Consider the following 15,638-nt stretch of genomic DNA (forward strand, 5'->3'; position numbering starts at 1 on the left):
CTACCCAATTTATGTTACGCAACGGACACAAATATGTGTTTCATTTCGGGAATATTGGGTATGAGTTTATAAACTGCTCATACACTAATGTTGTAGTCCAAAGCACTTCATGCCTCGAACTTAACGATGAGGGGGTAATACACATGATCCGCCGGAAAAGAACATGCTGGACAGCCATACTGATGGTCTGCGTCCTGCTCATAAGCGGATGCTCCATCTGGCCCGGACAGGACGATTCAGCGAACAACAAAAAGGTAGCGCTTACATTATGGTACTGGAATCGTTCCATCGATGATAAGTTGATTGCCAGGGCTAAGGAAAAGTTCCCCAATATCGAACTGACAGCTCAGAAAATCGGCGGTGATTTCAAAGCAAAACTCAAAACAACACTCGCTGCACGCTCAGGTGAACCAGACATTGTAGCATTGAACGACTGGATCATGGAGCTATTCCCCAGTGAGGACCGTTTCTATAATCTGTATGATCTCGGCGCAGGAGATATTGAAGACCAATATCTGCCGTGGAAATGGAAGCAAGGCGTTACGCCAAGTGGACAGATGATCGGGTTCCCGATGGATACCGGACCAACTGCCCTCTTCTACCGAGAAGATCTGTTCAAGGAGGCCGGATTGCCATCTGATCCCGAAGACGTTACACGCCAGATCAACAGCTGGGATGCATATGCTGCTGCCGGAGAACAGCTCAAGGAAAAATTCGGAGGCAAGGTTTTTCTAACCGACAATATTGCAACCGTTTACAATCAAGTCATATCGCAGTCTGCGGAGCGTTATTTCCGGCCGGACGGGTCCTTTATCGGCATGGATTCCCCTATTGTGGGCAAGAGCTGGGATACGGCCGTTGCTTTCAAAGAGAAGGGACTGCTAGCCAATGCAGATGGCTGGACTCCAAGCTGGAACGCCGCGATGAATAATGGCGAAATCGCCTCTTTCGTGGGCGCTGTCTGGATGAAACAAGTTCTTCAGGAAGCCGCTCCGGACACCTCCGGGAAATGGCGGGTCGCTCGGGCACCAGGGGGAGATGGCAACAACGGGGGATCATTCCTGTCCATCCTGAAGTCGAGTGAACATCCTCAGGAAGCCTTCGAACTGGTTCGCTGGCTGCAAAGTCCCGAAAATCAACTGGAGCAATATCAGACACTGAACCTGTTCCCTTCTGCACCAGGTGTGTTTGATGATCCTGCCATGAAAGAAAAAGAACCTTTCTTCGGTGGACAGGCGACAGGGCCTGTATTTGCCGAATCGGCACAGGATGTGCCGAATGCTTTCTTTGGCGAAAGATATCCATCCGTACACAACATTATCACTCGACGGCTGAATGATGTCGCGAAGCAAAATGCCGATCCACAGCAGGTCTGGACAGATACAGTACACCGCGTCGAGCGGGAATTGCAGCGTTAACCTGAAGAACGTGTGGTTTCGTTATCCGCAAAGGAGGAATTCATATGGCTGTAACTGAACCTCGTCTTACTCCCGATCCCGGAAATGCAAGACCTGATCTGGATCGGCAGAAGTCACTGTGGTCCAGGATGTGGGAGCATCGTGCACTTTATGTCGCGATATCGCCGTTTTATATTCTGTTTGCGGTATTTGGGCTGTTCCCAATCGGATTCTCACTCTATCTGGCTTTTCATAAATGGGATGGCATCGGTGTCATGACGTTTAACGGGTTCAACAACTTCAAATACATGCTGACCGATGCCGAGTTCTGGCAAGCCGTGGGCAACACGTTCATGATCTGGATCTATTCGACGATTCCGATGCTCTTCTTTGCCCTGATTATTGCCTTTTTGCTGCATGCACCATTTGTGAAGTTCCGTACATTATTTCGGGTCGGTTATTTCCTGCCAAACGTTACGTCCATCGTGGCGGTGGCCATCATCTTCGGTGCTTTATTTGCCAACAATTATGGCTTTCTCAATTATCTGTTGCAGTCGATCGGGCTACCGGTAGTGGAGTGGCTTAATGCACCATGGGGCATCAAAGTCGCAATCTCCTCCATGGTAGTCTGGCGCTGGACCGGATATAACGCCGTCATCTATCTGGCCGGACTTCAGAGTATTCCGCAGACATTATACGAAGCGGCCAAGATTGACGGTGCATCAGCGATACAGTCCTTTTTCCGAATTACAATTCCGATGTTGCGTCCAGTGATCCTCTTTACGGTCATTACATCAACGATCGGGGGTATGCAACTGTTCACCGAGCCTCAAGTATTGGTAGGTAATGATGGCGGCGCTGGTGCAGCAGGCATGACGATTGTACTCTACCTCTACCGTGAATCCTTCATTAACAATTACTTCGGATATGGTGCTGCCGTTGGTTGGGGCATGTTCCTCATTATCGCCCTGTTCTCGATTGTGAACTGGAAGCTTGTTCAAGGCAAATCATCCTGATGTGATAAGGGGGAGCTCACATGGCGACCAAACACCTCAAATCGCTGGTGTTGTATACCGGTCTTATCGGGGGCATGCTCATATCCATGTTCCCGTTCTATTGGCTGATTGTAATGTCTACCCGGACAACGTCCGATATCTACAAGTTTCCACCCCAGCTCTGGTTCGGGGGCGAATTGTGGAATAATATTACGCGGGTGTTACAGCAGATTGACTTCTGGGGAGCTTTTCTGAATACGTTGTTTGTGTCGGGCCTCGTGACCATACTTGTACTGTTTTTTGACTCACTGGCGGGGTTTGCGTTTGCGAAGTTTGAATTTCCCGGCAAAAAGTGGCTCTTCATCTTGCTGCTCGCAACCATGATGGTACCTTCCCAGCTGTCGCTGGTGCCTTCCTTCGTACTGATGGCAACGTTCGGTTGGGTCGGTTCCTTCAAAGCCCTTATTATTCCGGGCATGGTGAACGCCTTCGGCATCTTCTGGATTCGCCAATATGCCACAGAGTCGATTCCGAACGATCTGCTGGATGCAGGCCGCATCGACGGCTGTAATTTCTTCCGACTCTATTGGAACGTGGCGCTGCCAATTCTGCGACCTGCCTTTGCTTTCCTCGGCGCGTTCACCTTTATCGGGGTATGGAATGATTATCTGTGGCCTTTGATCGTCCTGACGGATGAACGCAAATATACGTTGCAGATTGCGTTGTCTCAATTAAACGGACTGTATAACACAGACTATGCCATGGTTATCGCGGGTACGTTGCTTGCCGTCATTCCGCTCATCGTTATGTTCCTGTTCATTAGCCGACAGTTTATCTCGGATATCGCGGCAGGAGCAGTGAAGGACTAAGATTGTGGCATTTTGATCCATCCCTCAAGTCTGATATTCTTATCTATAGATGAAATAACAGATGCCATATAAGTTGGATGAATAGCACCACGTGCGCGGAGGGGACAGAAAGGGCCTGAAGAAATGGAATTAAAAGCTTTCCAGAGGAAAGCTACTTCGAAAGCATATGCTTCGCATTTACGCGATCGGAAGGCTTTCTGTACCCGAAGTGTTAACGTGTAACAGCAATCATTCACTTATATATTCAAGAAAGAGGGATGACAAAATGGCTTCTTCACCCTATATGATCGGCGTAGATATCGGCACGACCTCCACCAAGGCCGTCTTGTTTGAACAGAACGGAACCATTGTGGCTCAAGGCAGCGCCGACTATCCGCTGCACACCCCCACACCTGCGATTGCGGAGCAGGATGCGGAAGATATTTTCAAAGCAGTCATCGATTCCGTTAAACAGGCCACTTCCAAAGCGGAGGTTAAACCAGAGGATATCCTGTTTGTATCCTTCAGTTCGGCCATGCACAGCATTCTGCCAGTCGATCAACACGGCAAACCGCTGATGCGGGCCATGACTTGGGCAGATAATCGCAGTGCCGAGTGGACGGAAGTACTCAAATCGGAGATGAATGGTCACGAAATCTATCTGAGAACAGGTACGCCGATTCATCCGATGTCCCCTATCACCAAGATCATGTGGCTCACCCGGGATCAGCCTGAATTGTTTAGACAGACGCACAAATTCATATCCATGAAAGAATATGTTTTCTATAAATTATTCTCTGAATACGTCATCGACCACTCGATGGCCTCAGCCACCGGACTCATGAATCTGGAAAAACTCGACTGGGATGCAGAAGCGCTGCATGTGGCGGGCATTACGCCGGAACACCTGTCCCGATTGGTCCCAACCACACATGTGCTGAAACATGGATTGCACCCGGAGTACGCCAAGGAGATGGGCATTGCGGTCACCACACCATTTGTCATCGGAGCAAGTGATGGTGTGCTCTCTAATCTGGGCGTGAACGCCATTGATCCGGGCGTTGTGGCCGTGACCATTGGTACCAGTGGAGCGATTCGTACAGTCGTAGACAAACCGGTCACCGATCCAAAAGGACGCTTCTTCTGTTATGCGCTCACGGAGGATGCCTGGGTCATTGGCGGACCGGTTAACAATGGCGGTGTTATTTTCCGTTGGATTCGGGACGAGTTTGCAGCTTCTGAGGTCGAGACCGCGAAACGACTTGGCATCGATCCGTATGAAGTGCTCACTCGTGTTGCTGAGAACGTACCTCCCGGTTCGGAAGGTCTCTTGTTCCATCCGTACATGACAGGTGAGCGGGCTCCGCTCTGGAATCCGAACGCACGCGGCTCGTTCTTCGGCCTGACGCTGCATCATAAGAAGGAACATATGATTCGCGCTGCACTTGAGGGTGTGTTGTTTAACCTGTACACGGTCATGCTGGCGATTGAAGAAAAGATCGGTCGGCCGAAAAAAATTCAGGCGACTGGCGGCTTCGCCCGCTCTGAATTGTGGCGCCAGATGATGGCCGATATTTTCGATCAGGATGTCATCATCCCCGAAAGTATTGAAAGCTCCTGTCTCGGCGCAGCCGTACTGGGCTTGTACGCTCTTGGCCGCATCGATTCCCTGAGCGCCGTCTCCGGCATGATCGGATCAACGCATCGGCACCAACCAGACCCGGACAGTGTTCGCGTGTACCGTGAACTGCTGCCGATCTTCATCCGCATCTCCCGTAAGTTTGAAGAGGAGTATGCGGATATCGCCGCTTTTCAGAATAAGACGATGCAAGGGTAGGGAAGGCGTGGGATGTTACACGTCGGAGGGTCAAAACGTTGAACATGGAATACGCTCGTAGACGTCTTATTTGAAGCTTTTAGCATGTTTTCAAAATTTAACGAACCTGAGACACCTTATATCGGATTACATGGGCAAAAACCTGCAAAATATCTGAACATGTAGCATATTAACGTGTCTGTAATTCGTTAGAAAATTATTTTCTCCAAATACCCTCCAATAGCGTGTGTACAGTTCGTTAGAATTAATACGAGATATCGTAAGTTAAAGAGACCCACCCCGCCATGGTTATGTCCATATGGGAATGGGCTTTTTTTCATGCACAGACTATATAAATTCTATTTAGATTGGATCAAATTTATCTCTCATCATACTTGGAGCTTCCCTTTATGTTCTATTAAAGTATCCAGGGGCCGCCACAGCAACCGTCCTAAAATAGAAAAATCTCTTTTCCAGTTCCTGATTCTCTGGCGTAAACTCGGTCAGAAACTCAACTGAATTCATCATTTCTTCGGTCATCACGCTAGGTCTCCACAAAGCCAATTGGATGTCTTTGAAAATAAAAGAAAATCCCAACTCCGCATCGATGTCTCGAGTATATGGTGTCTTGCTATCTATTAGCTTAACGAGATCATCAGCCTCCAATCCTACCCTAAAAAGAATGATTGAGCATGTTGGGTATAACAAAACCCCCACAGCATGAAAAAGCGGTGGAGTTAAGGTTTCCTATCTTTTATTGATTCAGATTTCTAACAACTATAGAACTGAAATCCTAGATTTTAATTACTGATTATACTTGCTGAACGCATTCTGATCGGCCTGTACATTCTCCAGATACACAATCTGGCCCGCATCATTTACACGAGCGATATCAATGCCTGCTTTGGCATATACCGTTCCGTCTGCCGCTTGTCCACACACTGCCCAGTTCGTTTGGTAGCTGCCGTCAGGTTGTTGCACCCACGCGTCCCACATATGTTTTACATCCTTATTGTATTCGTAGAAAGCCTTCATGAAACCATCGAATCCTGTTCGACTGGTGCCGTTAAGCACAATCTCTGCGTCAGGTGTAAACAGGGACAACAAATCCTGCATGGCGCGCTCGTCTGTGCGTGAAGCATCAAATAAACGGAAATAGTTGTTCAACAGTGTAGTGGTACTCATATATATTCCTCCTGAAATAAAAAGCCGTTTTCCAATCTTTCAGTTCGAATATTTTCGAACTATTGAAAAGAAATGTATCATACTTCTTATACTCCCCGCAAGGTATAGTTCGAAATTTTTCAAACATTGAAAGAGAAAGCCGAATATGCTAACGTCATAGATATGAGAACTCCAACGATACCTATGGCTTCGGAACTGAAGCTGACCACGGTCTGCAATGCATTGGGTGATCCGATCCGCATGAAAATTGCACACTGTCTGGCCAGTTCTGGCGAGAAAAACTGCTCCGCCTTCGAAGTAGACCATATTTCCAAATCCACGTTGTCCCATCACATCAAAATTTTACGTGAAGCTGGCGTGATCCAGCCGCGCATTGAAGGTAAACAGCACTTTTATTCCCTACGAAAGGAAGAATTAAACGTACGTTTTCCAGGCCTCGTCGACATGATTCTGAATACAACCGAGGAATACGTACATTAAAGTAAGCAGGTTTGGGATAAACAAATCACTTTCATGATGATCGCAATTCCCATAAAGGAGGCTGACCAATGGACAAAAAGGCGGCAAAGATACTGCTGAGCACGTTCTGGGGAGGTGGAGGCTGGAAAACAACCTCTCTACCCTTCTCTGGAGATGAATTTGAATATGCCAAAAGCAAAGGTGTTATGTTCGATCCACTCACGATCACGCATGACGAGATCGTCCAGCGTCTGTACGACATGCATCAGGATGACTCGTTTAAAGAACGGGTGATTTCGGCATTTTTACATAGTCTGTCCACCAAAAAAGTCTATCTGCGCAGTGCATTATCCAGCTGGGCTTTAACATCGAACATGCCTTTACACACCTATGCGGAACGCCCTGCCCTTCACCCTAACACCAGTGCCTGTGGAGATTGTAACTTCCTGCGTTTGCAGTCAGACAAGGAATATTCCAACGTCGACTTAAACGTCCTGAACTTTGAACGGATCAAGTGGGGCGGCGTGCGTCATGGCTGGCTTATCTATTGCCTGATGGATCTGGAATTACTGCTTCAGGACAACGATACAAACTACGAAGTAACCCCTGAAGACCAAGCCATCCTGGTCAACCTGCTTGAAGCAGCTCAGACAGAAGACCCCAAGGACAGTGCACGCTCCCTCGAGAAGAAGTGGAAGGATCTCTTCCCTTCCAACAAACAGGAGCGAGATGCCCTGCTGGAAATCTGGGCGGCAGCCGGCATACTGGTTCCTGGAGATAAACCGAGAAAACGCAAAGGTGGTTCCAGTGATTTTGTCTTTGCAGCAACCTGGCAAGGTGATGATGGATATCATACAGAAGCCGTAAAACATTATTTCGGCTCCTATCTTCCTCACATGCAATAAAACCTGAACTTTTGCTCACCTTTGCGTACGTCTGGTTACAATAATGACATCGACAGATTTCCTGTTTAACTCGTATAATAAGGGGAAATTGGTAGATGGGAGTGAAACAAGCGAGTTTATGGTATACATACTGGCTTTTATAGTGTCTTTTGCTGTCGTGGTTCTGCTTATTCCACCGCTTGGTCGATTGGCTCACCGGCTCGATTTTGTGGACAAGCCTCGGGAAGATGTGGAGCGTAAGCTACACAGGCAACCTATCCCGCTCACGGCGAGTTACGCGATATTTACTGGATTTTTCCTGACATACATTGCTCTGACGAAAGAAATCACATGGGAAACAGCGGCTCTTGTCGCTGGTGGTATGCTTCTGCTAACGATTGGTACCGTCGACGACTGGTACAAAACAAAAGGCAAAGATTTTCCTGCTCTGCCCAAAATGCTTGTACAGGTCTCCGCGGCAGTACTCGTATTTGCTTCTGGCATTGCGTTCACCGGATTCGTGAATCCCTTCAACGCGGAATATGTCATGCTTCCAATCTGGCTGCAATTCATTCTCACGATCCTATGGATCTTCGGGGTGACAACCGTCATTAACTTTTCGGACGGCATGGACGGACTGGCTGGCGGATTATCGGCCATCTCGGCGATTACCCTGTTCATCGTGGCGCTTGCCAAAGGTCAAAGTGATTCCGCACTCATGTCGATCATTCTGGTCGGTGTGACGATTGGTTATCTGAAGTACAACAAAGCTCCTGCCAAAGTGTTCATGGGTGATGCAGGCGCTACGTTCCTTGGCTTCATTCTGGCGGTTATCGCTCTGGATGGTGCATTCAAACAAGCAACCATGTTGTCCATCTTCATTCCGATTCTGGCGCTGGGTGTACCGATCTTCGACAACATCTTTGTCGTTATCAAACGTTTCATTCAAGGTAAAGCGATCTACCAGGCCGATGCAAGTCAAGCCCATTATCGGTTGCTGCGTGCCGGTTTGAATCAAAATCAGGTGGTGGGTGTGCTGTATCTAGTCAGCACATGTCTGTGTCTATCCTCCATTATTCTGATGTTAGTGGAGTTGTAAAACCAAAATAACGATGAAAATAATAGAAGCCACCTTCATTGTGAAGTGCTCCCTGTCAAGTAGACAGACTAAAAAAACAAAATCATTAGTATTCAATATCCCCTCGGTTATATTGAGGGGATTATTTTTCTTAATTAAACTGCTCGTCGATATTCGTTTGGGGATAAGCCGTTTAGTCGTTCCGTGTATCGAAAATTATTGTAATAATGGATATACGTTCTTACGCTACGAAGGAGACTGTCATACGTATCGTACTTCTCCAGATAAAAGCTTTCTGCTTTAAAGGTACCCCAGAATCGTTCAATGGGTTGGTTGTCCAAACACCGGCTTACACGAGACATACTTTTTGTAAACTTGTATCTCTTTTGAAGTTGTTTGTATTCCAGCGAAGTATATTGAAAGCCGCGATCACTGTGCAAGAGCGGCGTAGCATTCGGGTTTCTTTTATAAGCTTTCTTTACTGTGTTCATGACAAGCTCATTGTTATTGGAGTGGCTGAGCACCCATGAAACAATAGAGTTGTCATAACCGTCAATAATGGCACTCAGATAGGCCTTACGGCCATTTCCGTATTTTAACTCTGTTACATCGGTGCACCACTTTTGGTTGGCGACCTCCGCTTGGAATTTTCGGTTCATGACATTCTCAGCGATATGAAGGGTTGGAGCTTTCACGTAATTTGGCCGCTTTTTTGCGAATCACTGCCTTTAATTCAAGGGCTCGCATGATGCGGTAATACCGTTTACGGTTGTACCTTTTTTTAAGCTTACGATTCAACTGAGTACGCATTTGGCGATAACCGAGTATCCCGTTTCGTTTGTCATAGCGAAGTTTGACTTCCTTGGCTAGTGCAAGGTTTTCAAGTTCCCTGTCGGATGGCATCCATTTCAGCCACTTATAATAGGCAGATCGGGCGATTCCTGCTAGCTCACAGAGCTTGGTGACCGCATACCCTTTCTCGGCATGCAGCTCTGTAATCGCTTGATAGATGTCTGCATGTCGAACAAAGGTTAACGTGTATTTCTTCGCCGGATCTCTGCCAACTTTTTTGCGAGTGCATTCTCCATTTCTAAATGCTCATTTCGTGCCTCGAGTTCCTTGATCCGAAGCTTTAGCCGTTCCTGTTCGTCTAGCTCTTCTAGCGGCTTTTTACGACCTCGGAGGTCTTTTAAAGCTTCATGACCACTCGCTTGATATTTACGAACCCATGCGTACACTTGCTGGTAAGAGACACCGTACTTGTCGATGGCTTTCTGGTAATCTAAATCATGGGCGATGGCGAATTGTACAATTTCAATACGTTCCTCGTAAGTCGTTTTCCGTCCTTTATTCATATGAGGGGATCCAATCCTGTTCCGAGTTGGTTTCATTTTCACCCCTTCAGTATACTTGGAAATCCAGCTCTCTAACACAGATTTACTCGAAATATGGTACTTTTTCACCACCGCTCGTACAGAGTATTCGCCAGAGCGTACATCTTGAATGGCAGATAGCTTTAGCTCCTTGGAGTAAGATTTCCATCCCCTCGATTCTCTTAATCCTTCTTCTCCATCTACCTTGTATTTTCTTATCCAATCGGTAACCGTGTTTTTATGGACCCCCAGTTGCTTTGCCTCATGGTTGGGGTTGGATTCATGTTGCAGGCAACGCCTTACAACCTGAATCTTGATTTCATATGAAACCGGGCTTCTTTTGGACATTACAAAAACTCCCATCATGGTAGAAGTAGAGTTTTGTTTTTTCTACTGTCTCCTGTGATGGGAGCATATCATTGCGTTGAGGGTGGCTTTCTTATGATATTTTTTTGGATCGCTTGCCTTTTTTCGTTTCAGTTAAAGCGGAGTGATTCTAACTTACGATTTAACAGCCCCTGCCATAGCACCTCCAACAATGAAACGTTGCAAAGCAACATACAGGACAACCAGTGGCAAGGTAACAATCAGAATGCCACAGGCGAGCAGCGGCCAGTTGTTCATGTACTGTCCATAAAATGTAAAGAGTCCTTTGGTTACCGGCTGATAATTCGGATCAGATAAATAAATGGTCGGCCCGATAATATCGTTCCATACACCAATCGCGGTAAGAATAATACCTGTTGCCAGGATCGGTTTCATTAACGGAACAAGGATGGTGAACAGATACCTTGTATACCCGCACCCGTCCATGGCAGAGGCCTCATCCAGTTCACGCGATATTGATTTGATATAACCCACAAACATGAGAAAGGCAATGCCCGTACCTGTCGTCTTCAATAAGATGTACCCAATTTGGGTGTTGTAAAGACCCAGATTGTTGATCAGGGAAAACTGCGGAATGAGCGGGTTGGGAAGGTACATGGAAATCAGAAAGAAAATATAAATGAGTGTGCTGAATTTAACATATCTGCGTGCGAGCGGGAATGCAGCAAATATAGATAAAATCAACGTCAGCAGGGTGGACATCCCTGTATAGAGCACACTGTTCCACATATACTGAGAGAAGTTCCCTTTGTTCCATGCTTCGGAAAAGTTCTCAAGCCGGATCCCTTCGGTAAGAGCTACAGGATCGAGCAGATACTCTGTCTGTGTCTTCATGGATACATTGAACAGATAGAACAGAGGGAAAACGTACATCGCAAGCATGAGCAGAACGATGACATAGCTGACCATTCTGGACGTTTGGCTCTGTTTCATTACGCTTCCACCTCTCTTCTGCGAAGGTAAAATAAAGCGACCATCGATATGGTAAATACAAAGAGGAACTGAATCATCGCGACAGCAGAAGCCAAACCGTAATCAGCCGTTCCTGTGCCAAATGCTGTAGCATAAACATCAAACGCAAGCGTCGTTGTATTGAACTTGCCGCCTGTAAGTACATAGATAATATCAAAGGTTTGCAATGCCCCTATGATAGACAAGAGCATGTTAACCGTGAATGCAGGAGCAATCATGGGGAATGTAATGTTCGTAAATGCTTTCCACCCCGAAGCACCATCCATGTAACCCGCCTCATACAGATCGCTCGGAATGGACTGTAGACCTGCAAGAAAAATCGTCATGGAGTAACCCATGTACATCCAGATTTGAACAAAAATAATCAGTTCAAAGGCGATATTATAATCGCCAAAAAAGTTGGAACTGGTACCCAAGAAATTCAGAAAGGACTGGGCCGGTCCGCCCAGCGGATTTGCAACGAGTTGCCAAATGAGTCCAGACACAGTAACCCCCAGCACCACTGGCAAAAAGAATACCGCGCGATATAATTTATCGCCTCTAAGCTTTTTATTGATCAAAATCGCTATAAACAAACCCACTGCATTTTGTATGATCACAACAGCAAACGCAAAGTATAAGGATCGCCCAATAGCATCCATTCGGTCTCCAGCATTGGATGCACCAAAAAATGTTTTATAGTTTTCAAAGCCGATAAAGTTCCATTCCTGGCCCCGAACACCAGTAGCATCTGTAAACGAAAACAGTATCGTCACAAGTGATGGACCGAAGCCAAACACAACATAAAGTAACAACGGAATGCTCAAATACAGATAAGGAATCAGTCTTGCCTTACCTTTCCCAAACGGATACATCGTCCTCACACCTTTCATGGGGTAAAACCAAGACATAAGAAAACCGGAATAACAGCCTTGTCTGGCCTGAAGGCTCAGACCCGAGCGCTATTCCGGCGCATGCGGCCAACTTGTGCCATGAATATGAATGATTATGAATTACTTTGGAGCAGCAGCATCCCAGTCCGCTTGGGATTTACCCGCAAGCTCTTCCGGTGTTGCAATCGGTCCGGCTGGCTTGAGCATCTCTGCGTGAACGCTGGCCTCAGAAATGTACTGCCCTACATTTTGTCGGTTAATGAATAATTGATCCCAAGAAAGTTTAAAGTCCTCCAGGTAAGGCTGAATGCCTTGGATAAACTCACTTGTCATCTCCACATCAGGCTGTGTAGGCAGGAAGCCGGCTGCATTCACAAATTCCGTGTAGTTCTCTTTCTCCGATAACATATCAAGCCATTTCATTGCGTAATCCTTGTTCGGTGAGTTATCCACCACCATCCAGGTCATATCGTATTTACCCGCCAGATTTTTGTTCTTGGCTGCATCATTGCTACCTGGAATTGGGAAATATCCAAACTTCAGATCAGGGTTGGCCGTTTGAATTGTTGTTGCATCCCAAGTGCCGTCAGCAATCATAGCCACCTTGCCTGTAGCGAACAAACTGGGCAATGTTCCGTAGTCAATACCCATGAAACCAGGCATTGCATTGTTCATCAGATCCTGAGATTTCTGCAAGACTTCAAGTTGAACCGGATCAGTCAGCTTAGTTTCACCAGTCCATAGACCTTTGATATAAGCAAGCTGATCTTCATGAATAGAGGCCTGAAGCCCTTGCACCGCAAGACCTATTGGCCATACATCTTTACCCGCCAGACCCAGCGCTTCGACACCATTGTCTTTGAACACTTTGATAACATGTTGCAATTCATCCCAGGTTGTAGGGATTTCCAGATTATATTTTGCGAAGAGTTCCTTATTGTAGAACAGTCCTGTGAATGCCACCTTGCCCATGTTTACACCGTACACCTTATCGTTATATGTCATTGCGTTCTGTACATCCGATTCATTGTAGTTGTTGATAAAAGATTGATCGGACAGATCACTGATTAACCCGGCATCGATCCATTGCTTCCACATCGGATCAGCAGCACCACTGGACCATTCCTGCGGAGCGCCTACAAAGCTTGATTTGAGTGGAATGATATCCACATCCCCATTACTTCCGGCGTTCATCCGTGTTTGCATCAACTGATCGTAAGTCGCGTCTGCCGGAACGGTAGTATACTCCACCTTTACGTCCGGATATTTCGCTTCAAATTTCGTATTAAACGCTTTGATGTAGTTGTTAATATTCTCTTGCTGCCAGTGAATGATCTTCAAGGTAACTTTTTTGCTGCTGTCTGTAGCCTGAGTTCCTTCTGATTCCGAAGAGCTGTTACTACAAGCGGCGAGCACACATAATAAAGCGGTTACAAGTACAATGGCTAACGTCATTTTCCTCATTTTCGTTGTCCCCCAAATTTTTGAATTAAATCTACGAAAATAGTTTCGTTAATTCCACCCTTATTATGACTTCAGATCTTTATTTTGTAAATAGTCATTTTGTTTTTTTGATTTCCATGCTCCAAACCGCTTGATAAAAGCTTTATTTATTGCTGTATACGTTGAAATCAAGGTAAACTTTACGATAGTTACGAAAGTTACGAAACACAGCACATGACATAATTTCATATACAGCCCCAGATAACCCAGTATTCCTTTAAATGGACTCAAAATCTGTAAAAGAATTAAGATTACGAGCTAAATTTCGTCTTTATTTTCGCAACAAACATCCTTGATCACTTCAAACCGATGGATGCATATCATTTCAAGTGTGAAACCCTCTCTCTGCTGTTGACTCTCCGGTCTATGTAGCATAGAATACTTGCAAGAAAGCGAAAAAACCGATACAGCCCCAGTTTACGAAACCAGTTTAGGAATCCGAGGGATGTTTATGAATATCAAAACGATAGCGAGTTTAGCCGGCGTGTCTGTAGCCACGGTGTCCAAAATTATCAATAACTATCCAGATATTAGCGAGGAAACGCGCCAGCGTGTGCTTAAAATTATGGAAGAGACAGGCTATCGTCCATCTTCTTCAGCCAAAACACTGGCAACCAAAAAATCCAGCCTCGTTGGCGTTGTGTTTGCAGGGAAGCTAAACGTCGATTTCAGTCACCCTTTCTTCGTACAGGTTATCAATGCGTTTAAGAAACAAATTGGCTTGCTTGGATACGATCTACTCTTCTTCTCGAATGAGAAGTTTCTGGATCAGGGTGAGGACTACTTGGCGAGATCCAAGTATTTTCAAGTGGATGGCTGTATTATTATTGCGGGGGATGAGGTCGAGAGCAGCATATTCGACCTGGATGCCAGCCCGATTCCTTGTATCGGAATAGATATCGAGCTAACAGGACAAAGCTCCTGTTACATCATGTCCGATAACGATAAGATCTCAACCAAAGTTGTAGAACAATTTTATATGAACGGTTATCGAGATGTTGGTTTTATCGGGCTGGAGCGCGCCTCTCTTGTGATGCAACAGAGAGAGATGGCTTTCAAACGTTCACTAAATCAGTTTAGTCTTGATGAAAAGCCCGAGTGGGTTGTATACAGCAAAGATTATGCCGCAGCGGATGGATACGAAGCGGCCAAGAAAATGCTCGCCTGCAAGACTCTGCCACGTGCCGTGTTTGCAGCCACAGATCTACTTGCCTTTGGAGCTATTCGCGCCTTTAAGGAAGTGGGGTTACGCATTCCAGAAGATATAGCTGTGGCAGGTTGTGACGATATCGAAGCCTGCCGTTATACCGATCCACCGCTAACAACCGTCAAGCAGGATACGGACAAAATTGGACGTCTTGCTGCCATGATTCTGTTTGATCTGATGAACAAACAAATGGATAATCGTTGCATTAAAGTTGAGCCGGAACTGGTTGTGCGTCAATCCTGTGGCACAGCCATACTGCTGGCACAGGAAATCTGAGCGTTAAGTCCTTGGGACTGGCTGCTGCAGATCAATTCACATCATAGACATAGCGATTTTTAATACTATATAAATTGAACTAAACATTTACACGAGAACGTAGAGGACAGAAATAACCTGAAGAAGCGGAGCGTTCGCCTTTATCACCAGATTTTCTCCTTTGTAAAGCCGAATATAAAAAATCTGGGGATAACAGCGATCAGAAGGTTGTTCTGTCATCGGAGTGGCAAGTGTAAATATTCTTTAGTTCAATTTATATAGAGTCCACACCAGGAAGCGAAAAGGGGATGTCCCATAAGTCATGAATATGACAGGGGACATCCCTTGTTTGTGTTATTTTGTTTTTAATGAACTTGAGACACGCTATTCGCTTCCATTTGCCGAGA

16 protein-coding genes are annotated in these 15,638 nt (G+C 46.0%); 8 read left to right on the forward strand and 8 right to left on the reverse strand.

Annotation, left to right across the window (positions count from 1 at the left end; genetic code table 11):
- Positions 1 to 182: 182 nt before the first annotated feature.
- The 4 genes from MKY66_RS28305 (at position 183) to gntK (ending at position 5,077) form a co-directional block, all read left to right on the forward strand.
- A complete protein-coding gene (locus MKY66_RS28305) occupies positions 183 to 1,418 on the forward strand; it encodes an ABC transporter substrate-binding protein (protein WP_305956051.1) in 1,236 nt (411 codons plus the stop codon).
- Between the two features lie 116 nt (positions 1,419 to 1,534).
- Positions 1,535 to 2,413 (forward strand): sugar ABC transporter permease, encoded by an 879-nt coding sequence (locus MKY66_RS28310; protein ID WP_143760291.1) that lies wholly within the window; start codon positions 1,535 to 1,537, stop codon positions 2,411 to 2,413.
- Positions 2,414 to 2,433: 20 nt separating this feature from the next.
- Positions 2,434 to 3,261: a carbohydrate ABC transporter permease gene (locus MKY66_RS28315; protein ID WP_036612996.1), complete on the forward strand. Its 828-nt coding sequence runs from the start codon at positions 2,434 to 2,436 to the stop codon at positions 3,259 to 3,261.
- A gap of 265 nt (positions 3,262 to 3,526) precedes the next feature.
- Positions 3,527 to 5,077 carry a gluconokinase gene (gntK, locus tag MKY66_RS28320; RefSeq protein ID WP_076209654.1) on the forward strand — a complete coding sequence of 517 codons (1,551 nt, stop codon included), beginning with the start codon at positions 3,527 to 3,529 and terminating at the stop codon, positions 5,075 to 5,077.
- A 387-nt stretch (positions 5,078 to 5,464) separates the two neighbouring features.
- On the opposite strand, the gene MKY66_RS28325 is transcribed toward gntK, so the two are convergent.
- Positions 5,465 to 5,722, reverse strand: coding sequence for a hypothetical protein (locus MKY66_RS28325; RefSeq protein ID WP_339806504.1), 258 nt, complete (start codon positions 5,720 to 5,722; stop codon positions 5,465 to 5,467).
- A 138-nt stretch (positions 5,723 to 5,860) separates the two neighbouring features.
- On the reverse strand, positions 5,861 to 6,241 hold the full coding sequence (locus tag MKY66_RS28330; protein ID WP_076209652.1) for a nuclear transport factor 2 family protein: 381 nt from the start codon (positions 6,239 to 6,241) through the stop codon (positions 5,861 to 5,863).
- A gap of 162 nt (positions 6,242 to 6,403) precedes the next feature.
- Between MKY66_RS28330 and MKY66_RS28335 the strand changes: the two genes are divergently transcribed.
- The 3 genes from MKY66_RS28335 to MKY66_RS28345 all read left to right on the forward strand — a co-directional run bounded on the left by MKY66_RS28335 (position 6,404) and on the right by MKY66_RS28345 (position 8,683).
- Positions 6,404 to 6,721 carry a metalloregulator ArsR/SmtB family transcription factor gene (locus tag MKY66_RS28335; protein WP_076209651.1) on the forward strand — a complete coding sequence of 106 codons (318 nt, stop codon included), beginning with the start codon at positions 6,404 to 6,406 and terminating at the stop codon, positions 6,719 to 6,721.
- A gap of 68 nt (positions 6,722 to 6,789) precedes the next feature.
- Positions 6,790 to 7,605 (forward strand): hypothetical protein, encoded by an 816-nt coding sequence (locus MKY66_RS28340; RefSeq protein ID WP_076209650.1) that lies wholly within the window; start codon positions 6,790 to 6,792, stop codon positions 7,603 to 7,605.
- 118 nt (positions 7,606 to 7,723) lie between these two features.
- On the forward strand, positions 7,724 to 8,683 hold the full coding sequence (locus tag MKY66_RS28345; protein ID WP_036613004.1) for an MraY family glycosyltransferase: 960 nt from the start codon (positions 7,724 to 7,726) through the stop codon (positions 8,681 to 8,683).
- Positions 8,684 to 8,817: 134 nt separating this feature from the next.
- Here MKY66_RS28345 and MKY66_RS28350 read toward each other — a convergent pair whose 3' ends face one another.
- The 6 genes from MKY66_RS28350 to MKY66_RS28375 all read right to left on the reverse strand — a co-directional run bounded on the left by MKY66_RS28350 (position 8,818) and on the right by MKY66_RS28375 (position 13,730).
- Complete coding sequence (locus MKY66_RS28350; RefSeq protein ID WP_339806506.1) at positions 8,818 to 9,357, reverse strand: IS3 family transposase; 540 nt, start codon at positions 9,355 to 9,357, stop codon at positions 8,818 to 8,820.
- Complete coding sequence (locus MKY66_RS28355) at positions 9,329 to 9,565, reverse strand: IS3 family transposase (protein ID WP_339806508.1); 237 nt, start codon at positions 9,563 to 9,565, stop codon at positions 9,329 to 9,331. The genes MKY66_RS28350 and MKY66_RS28355 overlap by 29 nt, the downstream gene beginning before the upstream one ends.
- A 128-nt stretch (positions 9,566 to 9,693) precedes the next feature.
- Positions 9,694 to 10,383: a helix-turn-helix domain-containing protein gene (locus MKY66_RS28360; protein ID WP_339180709.1), complete on the reverse strand. Its 690-nt coding sequence runs from the start codon at positions 10,381 to 10,383 to the stop codon at positions 9,694 to 9,696.
- A 153-nt stretch (positions 10,384 to 10,536) separates the two neighbouring features.
- Positions 10,537 to 11,355 (reverse strand): carbohydrate ABC transporter permease, encoded by an 819-nt coding sequence (locus tag MKY66_RS28365; RefSeq protein ID WP_076216782.1) that lies wholly within the window; start codon positions 11,353 to 11,355, stop codon positions 10,537 to 10,539.
- Complete coding sequence (locus MKY66_RS28370; RefSeq protein ID WP_076216783.1) at positions 11,355 to 12,248, reverse strand: sugar ABC transporter permease; 894 nt, start codon at positions 12,246 to 12,248, stop codon at positions 11,355 to 11,357. The genes MKY66_RS28365 and MKY66_RS28370 overlap by 1 nt, the downstream gene beginning before the upstream one ends.
- Positions 12,249 to 12,386: 138 nt before the next feature.
- Positions 12,387 to 13,730, reverse strand: a complete 1,344-nt coding sequence (locus MKY66_RS28375; protein ID WP_076216784.1) for an extracellular solute-binding protein — start codon at positions 13,728 to 13,730, stop codon at positions 12,387 to 12,389.
- A gap of 490 nt (positions 13,731 to 14,220) precedes the next feature.
- On the opposite strand from MKY66_RS28375, the gene MKY66_RS28380 reads away from it, so the two are divergent.
- Complete coding sequence (locus MKY66_RS28380; protein ID WP_076216818.1) at positions 14,221 to 15,252, forward strand: LacI family DNA-binding transcriptional regulator; 1,032 nt, start codon at positions 14,221 to 14,223, stop codon at positions 15,250 to 15,252.
- Positions 15,253 to 15,638 lie beyond the last annotated feature (386 nt).

This window comes from Paenibacillus sp. FSL R5-0766 (assembly GCF_037971845.1).
GTDB lineage: Bacteria > Bacillota > Bacilli > Paenibacillales > Paenibacillaceae > Paenibacillus.